Origin of the sequence: Cellulomonas endophytica (genome assembly GCF_004123805.1) — a bacterium.
Classification (GTDB): domain Bacteria; phylum Actinomycetota; class Actinomycetes; order Actinomycetales; family Cellulomonadaceae; genus Cellulomonas; species Cellulomonas endophytica.
Window position 1 is genome coordinate 1 of the sequence record NZ_RWJX01000110.1, and the last position, 8,345, is coordinate 8,345.

Sequence of the window (8,345 nt, forward strand, 5' to 3'; positions counted from 1 at the left end):
GGGGGGCCTGGGGGGTGCGGGGGCCGGCGGCCGGCGTGCGGGCGGGCGCGACGGCGGGATCGACGGCGGGGGCGTCGGCGGGGGCGACGGCGGCGGACGCGCGGGCGCGGTCGACGGCCACGACGGGGATCGCGCCGGTGACGACGGGCAGCGGGGCGGTGCCGCGGGGGCGCAGCGGGCCGAGGGTGAGCGCCGCGGCCGCGACGAGCCCGACGCCCAGCAGCACCAGCGCGGTGCCGGACGGCAGCACGACGAGCGAGGCGACGCCGAACGACACCACGGCGGTCCAGATGTACATGATGAGGACGGCACGGCGGTGCGTGTGCCCCAGCCCGAGCAGCCGGTGGTGCAGGTGCATCCGGTCGGGGTGGAAGGGCGAGCGGCCCGCGCCGACGCGCCGGACGACCGCCAGCACCATGTCGAGCAGGGGCAGCACGAGCACGGCGACGGGCAGCAGCATGGGCAGGTAGGCGGGGAACGCCTGCCGCTCCGTCACGGACCCCGGGTCGATCTGGCCGGTGACGGTGATGGCCGCCGCCGCGATGACGAAGCCGAGCACCATGGAGCCGGAGTCGCCCATGAAGATGCGTGCGGGCGCGAAGTTGTGCGGCAGGAAGCCGACGCACGCGCCCACGAGCACCGCCACGACGAGGGTGGCCAGGCTCGAGTAGTCGGCCGGGCTCGCGTCCTGCGTCAGCCGGTAGGTGTAGAGCAGGTACGCCGTGCCGCCGATGGCGAGGACCCCGGCCGCGAGCCCGTCGAGACCGTCGACGAAGTTCACGGCGTTCATCGCCACGACGACCGTGAGCACGGTCAGCGCCGTCCCCATCCGGCTGGAGCCCACGGTCACGCCGCCCAGCGGCAGCTGGTAGAGCTGCACGCCCTGCCAGGCCAGGAAGCCCGCGGCGAGGACCTGGCCCATGAGCTTCGTGACCCAGTCCAGGTCCCAGATGTCGTCGGCGACGCCGAGCAGGCAGACGAGCGCCCCGCCGCCGAGGATCCCGACGAGCGGCCGCGGGTCGGCGAAGACCCGGTCGAGGAACGGGATCCGGCTCGCGACCAGGACGGCGGCGAGCATCCCGGCGTACATCGCCATGCCGCCGAGGCGCGGGGTCGGCACCCGGTGGACGTCGCGCTCGCGCAGCGCCGTCACGGCCCCCCAGCGCAGCGCGCACCACCGCGCCAGCGGCGTGCCGAGGTACGTCACCAGCGCGGCGACGAGGAGGACCAGGAGGTAGACCCTCAACGGCCCACGTCCCCGACGGCCGGGTCGGGGACCCCCTCGCCCCCCGCCCCCGCGGCGGGCGCCTCGTCGAGTCCGAGCACCGGGGCGACCTCGCGGAGCGCGTCGAGCCCGACGACGCCCGCCCGGACGACCCGCAGCGCGGGGCCCGTCGCGTCGACGATGGTGGACGCGACCGCGCCGGGCGTCGCGCCGCCGTCGAGGTACACGGCCACCGCGTCCCCGAGCTGCTCGCGCGCGGCCCCGACCTCCGTGCCCGCCGGCTGCCCCGTGCGGTTGGCGCTCGAGACGGCGAGCGGGCCCGTCCGCCGGAGCAGGGCCAGCGCCGCGGGGTGCTCCGGCATCCGCAGCGCGACGGTGCCGTGGGTCTCCCCCAGGTCCCAGGCCAGGGACGGCTGGGCGCGCAGGATGATCGTCAGCGCGCCCGGCCAGAACCGCTCCGCGAGCGCCCGCGCGTCGGGCGGCACGTCCGTCGCGAGCCCGTCGAGCGTGGCCGCGGAGCCGATGAGGACGGGCGGCGGCATCTGCCGGCCCCGGCCCTTGGCCGCCAGCAGCGCCGCGACGGCCCGCGGGTCGAAGGCGTCCGCGCCGATGCCGTAGACGGTGTCCGTGGGCAGCACGACGAGCCCGCCGCGCCCGAGGGTGTGGACGGCCTCGTCGAGGGCCGGCCCCCACGTCGCGGGGTCCCTGACGTCCAGCACGCGCGCGCTCACGCGTCGAGTCTGGCACGCGCCGGGGGCGTGCCGGCCCGGCGCGCGAGGAGCATCCGGGGCCGCCCGGCGAGGTCGGCGCCGGTCGCCACGCCGGTCCAGCGCCCGTCCGCGGCGGCGGCCGCGCGCAGCGCCGCGTCCTGCACCTCCGCGTGCTCCACCACCAGCAGCCCGCCCGGGCGCAGCAGCCGGGCGGCCGCGACGAGCACCGCGCGCGGCACGTCGAGGCCGTCCGTCCCGCCCCCGTAGAGCGCGAGGACGGGGTCGTGGTCGCGCACCTCGGGGTCGACGGGCTCCGCGTCGGGCGGGATGTACGGCGGGTTGGACACGAGCACGTCGACCTGCCCGTCGAGGTCGGCGAGCAGGCCGGGGTCCGTGACGTCGCCGACGAGCACCCGCACGTCCGCGCCGGCCGCCGCCGCGTTCCGCGCGGTGAGGGCGACGGCTGCGGGCGACGCGTCCACGGCCGTGACGCGGGCGGCCGTCACCTCGGTGGCCACCGCGAGCGCGAGGGGCCCGGCGCCGCAGCACAGGTCGACGACGAGCGGGGCGACGCCCGTCGCGGCGACGCGCGCCGCCTCGTCGACGGCCGGCTGCGCCACCGCCTCGGTCTCCGGCCGCGGCACGAACACGCCCGCCTCGACGGCGAGCACGAGGTGCCGGAAGGCGGTGCGCCCCACGATGTGCTGCAGCGGCTCCCGCCGGCGCCGCCGGTCGACGAGGCCCGCGTACGTCGTCGCGAAGCCCGCGGGCGCCAGGACGGGGGCGAGGACGAGCCGGTCGACGCCGAGCACGTGCTCGGCCAGCGCCGTCGCGTCCGGCCGCGGCGAGGGCACGCCCGCCGCGGCCAGGACGCGCACCGCCCCCTCGACCGCCGCGCGGACGGTCAGCCCGTCGGCCCCGGGGCGGGCGGCGGGGGGACCGCCGTCGTCCGTCGCCGTCACCCGGCGCGCCCCGCCTCGGCGGCGACCGCCGCGAGCCGCGCGGCCTCGTCGGCCTCGACCGCGGAGCGGACGACGGGCTCGAGGTCCCCGTCGAGCACCGCGTCGAGGTTGTAGGCCTTGTAGCCCGTGCGGTGGTCGGCGATGCGGTTCTCCGGGAAGTTGTAGGTCCGGATCCGCTCGGACCGGTCGACGGTGCGCACCTGGGACCGGCGGGCGGCGCTGGCGGCGGCCGCCGCCTCCTCCTGGCGGGCGGCGAGCAGCCGGGCGCGCAGCACGCGCAGGGCCGCCTCGCGGTTCTGCAGCTGGGACTTCTCGTCCTGCATCGACACGACGAGGCCCGTCGGCAGGTGCGTGATCCGCACGGCGGAGTCCGTGGTGTTGACGGACTGCCCCCCCGGGCCCGAGGAGCGGTACACGTCGATGCGCAGGTCGTTCGGGTCGATCTCGACCTCGCCCTCGTCCTCCGCCTCGGGCAGCACGAGGACCCCGGCCGCGGACGTGTGGATTCGCCCCTGCGACTCCGTGACGGGGACCCGCTGGACCCGGTGGACACCGCCCTCGTACTTCAGGTGCGCCCAGACGCCGTCCTCGGGGGCGGCGGCGCCCCGCGACTTCACGGCGAGCTGCACGTCCTTGAAGCCGCCGAGGTCCGAGCCCGTGGCGCCGAGCAGCTGCGTCGACCACCCGCGGCGCTCGGCGTACCTCTGGTACATCCGCAGGAGGTCCCCGGCGAAGAGCGCGGACTCCTCGCCGCCCTCCCCCGCCTTGATCTCGAGGATGACGTCGCGCGCGTCGTCGGGGTCGCGCGGCACGAGCCGGCGCCGCAGCCGCTCCGCCGCGGCCGCGGCCGCCTCGCGCAGCCCGGGGAGCTCGGCGGCGAACCCGGGGTCGAGCTCGGCCAGCTCCGCGGCGGCGTCCGCGTCGTCCTGCGCCGCGCGCCACTCCGCGTGGGCCCGCACCACGGCGCCGAGCTCGGCGTAGCGCCGACCCAGGCGGCGCGCGAGGGCGGGGTCCGCGTGCACCGACGGGTCCGCCAGGCGCGCCTCGATCTCGGCGTGCTCGGCCAGCGCCGGGGCCGCGGCGGCGAAGTCGACCGCGGGCCCCTCGTCGGCGCGCGGGTCGGTCATGGGTCCTCCGGGGGACGGGCGGGACCCGTGCGGGACGGGGCCGTGGGCGGGTGGGCCGGGCGGGCCGGGCACGGGACCGGCCGGGAACGACGCAGCGCCGGCACCGGGCGCGCCGCCGGCCCCGGGGGGCGGGTCGGGCGCGCCGGTGCCGGCGCCGCGGAGGTGCTACTCGCCGGACTTCTTGCCGTAGCGCTGCTGGAAGCGCGCGACGCGGCCGCCGGTGTCGAGGATCTTCTGCTTGCCCGTGTAGAACGGGTGGCAGGCGCTGCAGACGTCGGCGCGGATCTCGCCGGAGGTCTCGGTCGAGCGCGTGACGAACGTGTTGCCGCAGGTGCAGACCACCTGGGTGGGCACGTACTGCGGGTGGATGTCAGCCTTCACGGGAGTTCTCCTCAGGGGGGGTGGTGCGCCTGCGGGTCCCGCGCGTGTCTCGCGCAGGTGAACCGCAGACCAGCCGTGCAGTCTGCCACAACAGCGCACGGCCCCGCGAACTTCCCGGCCGGGGCCGCGGAGCGCTCCTATGCTCGGCGGGTGGCCCGCCCGACGACCGACCCCCTGACCGTCGGGCTCGTGCTCGACGACGGCCTCGACCGGCCCGACGGCGTGCAGCAGTACGTGCTCGCCCTCGCCGAGGGGCTGACCGCCCGGGGCCACGAGGTGCACCTCGTCGCCTCCTCGACGCGCCGCACGGACCTCGAGCGCCTCCACGTCCTCGGCCGGCACACCGGCGTGAGCTTCAACGGCAACCTCCTGCGCACGCCGCTGCCGGCGCCGCGGCGGGCGGTGCGCGCCCTGCTCGACGCGGTGCCGTTCGACGTCCTGCACGTCGCCATGCCGTACAGCCCGTTCCTCGCCGGCCGCCTCGTCGCGCACGCCCCGGCCGACGTCGCCGTGGTCGGCACGTTCCTCATCCTCACGGAGTCGCGCCTCGTCGACGTCGCGGCGCACGGGCTCGGCCTCCTCGAGCGCCGCACGCTGCGCCGGTTCGACGAGACGCTGGCCCTGTCCGCGCCCGCGGCGGTGTTCGCGCGCCGCGCCTTCGGCCTGCGGTCGGAGGTCCTCGGCGCCCCCATCGACCTCGAGCGGTTCCGCGCCGCGGCCGAGCCCGGGACGGCGGACGGCACGCACGGCGCCGAGCCGGCGGCCGACGGCGCCTCCGGCGACCCGGGGGCGCCCGTGCGCCTCGTGTTCCTCGGCCGGCTCGTCGAGCGCAAGGGGGCGCGCGAGCTCGTCGCCGCCGTCGCCCACCTCCACCGCCACGGCCTCGCCCGGCGCCCCTGGACCCTCGAGATCGCCGGCCGGGGGCCGCTGGAGCCGGAGCTGCGCCGCACCCTGGAGGCGGCGGGGCTGCGCGGCCGCGTGACCCTGCCGGGATTCGTCTCCGAGGAGGACAAGCCGGCGCTCCTGGCCGGCGCGGACCTGGTGGTGCTCCCCTCGACGGGCGGCGAGAGCTTCGGGGTGTCCGTGGTCGAGGCGTTGGCGTGCTGCCGCGGCGTCGTGCTCGCCGGGGACAACCCCGGCTACCGGGCGACGATGACCGGCCTGGAGGCGCAGCTCGTCGACCCGCTCGACGCCCCCGCCCTCGCCGCCGCCCTCGCCCGGTGGATCGACGACCCCGCGGGCCGTGCTGCCGCGGCGGGCCGGCAGCAGAGGGCCGCGCGGCGGTTCGCGGCCCCCGTCGTCGTCGACGCCGTCGAGGCCGTCTACCGGCGGGCCCTCGAGCGGCGACGGCCCTCCGGACGGCCGGTCGGCGCCCGGCGGTGAGCGGCGCCGTCCCCCGCGAGGACCTGGCGCGCGTGCCGGAGGCGGCCCGCGCCGCCGCCGCTCCCCCGCCGGCCGTCGTCCGGGAGCGGGTGGCCGCCGGGTGGCGCGCGACGCCCGTGTGGCAGAACGAGCTGGGCGGGCTGACCTACCGGCTCGACCCCCCGGCCGGTCCGGCCGGTTCGGGGGACGGGGCGCGGTCCGGGGCCGCCCCGGCCTACCTCAAGTGGGTGCCGTCGCCCGTCGCCGCGGTCCTCGACCTCGCCGGCGAGGCCGCGCGGCTGCGGTGGGCCGCCGGCCGCGCGCGGGTGCCGGAGGTGCTCGGCACCGGTCACGACGAGGACGGCGACTGGCTCCTCACCACCGCGCTCCCCGGGCGCAGCGCCGTGCAGCCGCCGTGGCGGGACGACCCCGCCCGGGCGGCCGCGGGCGTCGGGGCCGGCCTGCGCGCGCTGCACGAGGCGCTCGACGTGCGCACCTGCCCCTGGACGTGGTCGGCGCAGGACCGGGCGGGCCGGGCACGGGCCCGGCTCGAGGTGGAGGGCACCGCGGCCTGGGCGCCCGAGCACGCGGCGATCGGCGCCGACCGCGTGCTCGCGCTGCTGGCCGACCCGCCGCCGGTCGAGGCGGTCGTGTGCCACGGCGACGCCTGCGCGCCGAACACGCTGCTCGACGACGCGGGCCGCCCCGCGGGGCACGTCGACCTGGGCCACCTCGGCGTGGCCGACCGGTGGGCCGACCTCGCGGTCGCCGCCTGGTCCACGGAGTGGAACTACGGGCCGGGCTGGGGGCCGACCCTGCTGGCCGCCTACGGCGTGCGCGCGGACCCCGAGCGCGAGGCCTTCTACCGGCTCCTGTGGGACGTGACCTGAGCGGACGGGCCCGACGGTCGCCGGAGGCCCCGGGTGCCCGGCGACGACGACGGCCCCGGCCGTCCCGTGCGGGACGGCCGGGGCCGGGAGCCGTGCTCGTGGTGCTGCAACGAACTGCGTGCTGCTGCGTGCTGCTGCGTGGTGCGGCGGCGTGCTGCGACGCGCCCGGCCGCCTCCTGCCGCGCGGTGGCGGGAGCGAGCGCCGGGCCCGCGCACGTCACATCGTGCGCATGTCGTCCGACTCCTTGTGGGCCGTGCCGGCCGGCGTCGTCTTCTGCACCTGCAGCAGGAACTCCACGTTCGAGCGCGTCTCGCGGAGCTTGCCGATGAGCAGCTCGATGGCCTGCTGCTGGTCCAGCCCGCCGAGCACGCGCCGCAGCTTGTAGACGATCTTCAGCTCGTCGGGCGAGATGAGGATCTCCTCCCGCCGGGTGCCGGAGGCGTTGACGTCGACCGCCGGGAAGATGCGCTTGTCCGCGAGGTTCCGCGACAGCCGCAGCTCCATGTTCCCGGTGCCCTTGAACTCCTCGAAGATGACCTCGTCCATCTTCGAGCCCGTCTCGACGAGGGCCGAGGCGAGGATCGTCAGCGAGCCGCCGTGCTCGATGTTGCGGGCGGCGCCGAAGAAGCGCTTCGGCGGGTAGAGCGCCGCGGCGTCCACGCCGCCGGACAGGATCCGCCCCGACGCGGGCGCCGCGAGGTTGTACGCCCGCGACAGGCGCGTGAGGGAGTCGAGCAGCACCACGACGTCCTGGCCGAGCTCCACCAGCCGCTTCGCCCGCTCGATGGCGAGCTCGGCGACGATGGTGTGGTCGGACGCGGGGCGGTCGAAGGTCGAGGCGATGACCTCGCCCTTGACCGTCCGCTCCATGTCCGTGACCTCCTCGGGGCGCTCGTCGACGAGCACGACCATGAGGTGGACCTCGGGGTTGTTCGTGGTGATCGCGTTGGCGATCTGCTGCATGATGATCGTCTTGCCCGCCTTCGGGGGCGCGACGATGAGGCCGCGCTGGCCCTTGCCGATGGGCGCGACGATGTCGATGACGCGCGGCGTGAGGCGGTTCGCCTCGGCCTCCAGGCGCAGCCGCTCCTGCGGGTACAGCGGCGTGAGCTTGGTGAACTCGGGCCGCTGGCGCGCCTCCTCCGGGCTCATGCCGTTGACGGTGTCGAGGCGCACGAGCGCGTTGAACTTGCTCGGGCGGCCACCCTGCGCCGCCGGCAGCTCGCCCTCGCGCGGCTGGCGGACGGCGCCCGTGATCGCGTCGCCGCGGCGCAGGCCGGCCTTCTTCACCTGGCCGAGGGAGACGTAGACGTCGTTCGGGCCGGGCAGGTAGCCCGTCGTGCGCACGAACGCGTAGGAGTCCAGCACGTCGAGGATCCCCGCGACGGGCAGCAGGACGTCGTCGTCGGCGACCTCCACCTCCTCGATGCCCGGCAGCTCGCCGGGCCGCGTGGCGGTGCCGGTGCCGCGGCCGCGCTTGCGGTCGCGGTCGCGGAAGCGGTCGCGCGAGCGGCGGCGGCGGCCGCCGCGCTCGTCGTCGTCGTCGTCGAAGGCCACGGCGGGCACGCGCGTGTCCTCACGGGCGGGCCGGGTGTCCCGCTGGGCGGCCTCGGGGCGCGCGGCGTCGGACTCGGGGACCCCGAGCGCGCCGGCGGCGCGCGCGGGGCGGCCGTCGTCGGCGCGGCCG

General features: G+C 77.7%; 8 protein-coding genes. 2 read left to right on the forward strand and 6 right to left on the reverse strand.

Annotation, left to right across the window (positions count from 1 at the left end; all coding sequences use genetic code 11):
- The 5 genes from EJA20_RS17385 to rpmE form a co-directional block, all read right to left on the reverse strand.
- Window positions 1-1,246: MraY family glycosyltransferase (locus EJA20_RS17385; protein ID WP_164984048.1), on the reverse strand; the 1,246-nt coding region annotated here is incomplete at its 3' end.
- Window positions 1,243-1,956, reverse strand: a complete 714-nt coding sequence (locus EJA20_RS17390; protein ID WP_240675620.1) for an L-threonylcarbamoyladenylate synthase — start codon at window positions 1,954-1,956, stop codon at window positions 1,243-1,245. The genes EJA20_RS17390 and EJA20_RS17385, both read right to left, overlap by 4 nt.
- On the reverse strand, window positions 1,953-2,897 hold the full coding sequence (gene prmC / locus EJA20_RS17395; RefSeq protein ID WP_240675621.1) for a peptide chain release factor N(5)-glutamine methyltransferase: 945 nt from the start codon (window positions 2,895-2,897) through the stop codon (window positions 1,953-1,955). Before prmC ends, EJA20_RS17390 begins: the two co-directional genes overlap by 4 nt.
- Complete coding sequence (gene prfA, locus EJA20_RS17400; protein WP_129339789.1) at window positions 2,894-4,024, reverse strand: peptide chain release factor 1; 1,131 nt, start codon at window positions 4,022-4,024, stop codon at window positions 2,894-2,896. The genes prmC and prfA overlap by 4 nt, the downstream gene beginning before the upstream one ends.
- Window positions 4,025-4,189: 165 nt before the next feature.
- A complete protein-coding gene (gene rpmE / locus EJA20_RS17405; RefSeq protein WP_129339790.1) occupies window positions 4,190-4,405 on the reverse strand; it encodes a 50S ribosomal protein L31 in 216 nt (71 codons plus the stop codon).
- Between the two features lie 150 nt (window positions 4,406-4,555).
- Here rpmE and EJA20_RS17410 point away from each other — a divergent pair, with 150 nt between their 5' ends.
- Both EJA20_RS17410 and EJA20_RS17415 read left to right on the forward strand, forming a co-directional pair.
- Complete coding sequence (locus EJA20_RS17410) at window positions 4,556-5,788, forward strand: glycosyltransferase family 4 protein (protein WP_129339791.1); 1,233 nt, start codon at window positions 4,556-4,558, stop codon at window positions 5,786-5,788.
- Window positions 5,785-6,657 (forward strand): aminoglycoside 3'-phosphotransferase, encoded by an 873-nt coding sequence (locus tag EJA20_RS17415; RefSeq protein ID WP_129339792.1) that lies wholly within the window; start codon window positions 5,785-5,787, stop codon window positions 6,655-6,657. The genes EJA20_RS17410 and EJA20_RS17415 overlap by 4 nt, the downstream gene beginning before the upstream one ends.
- Window positions 6,658-6,874: 217 nt before the next feature.
- Here the strand turns inward: EJA20_RS17415 and rho are convergent.
- The coding region (gene rho, locus EJA20_RS17420) for a transcription termination factor Rho (RefSeq protein WP_240675622.1) at window positions 6,875-8,345 on the reverse strand (1,471 nt) is incomplete at its 5' end.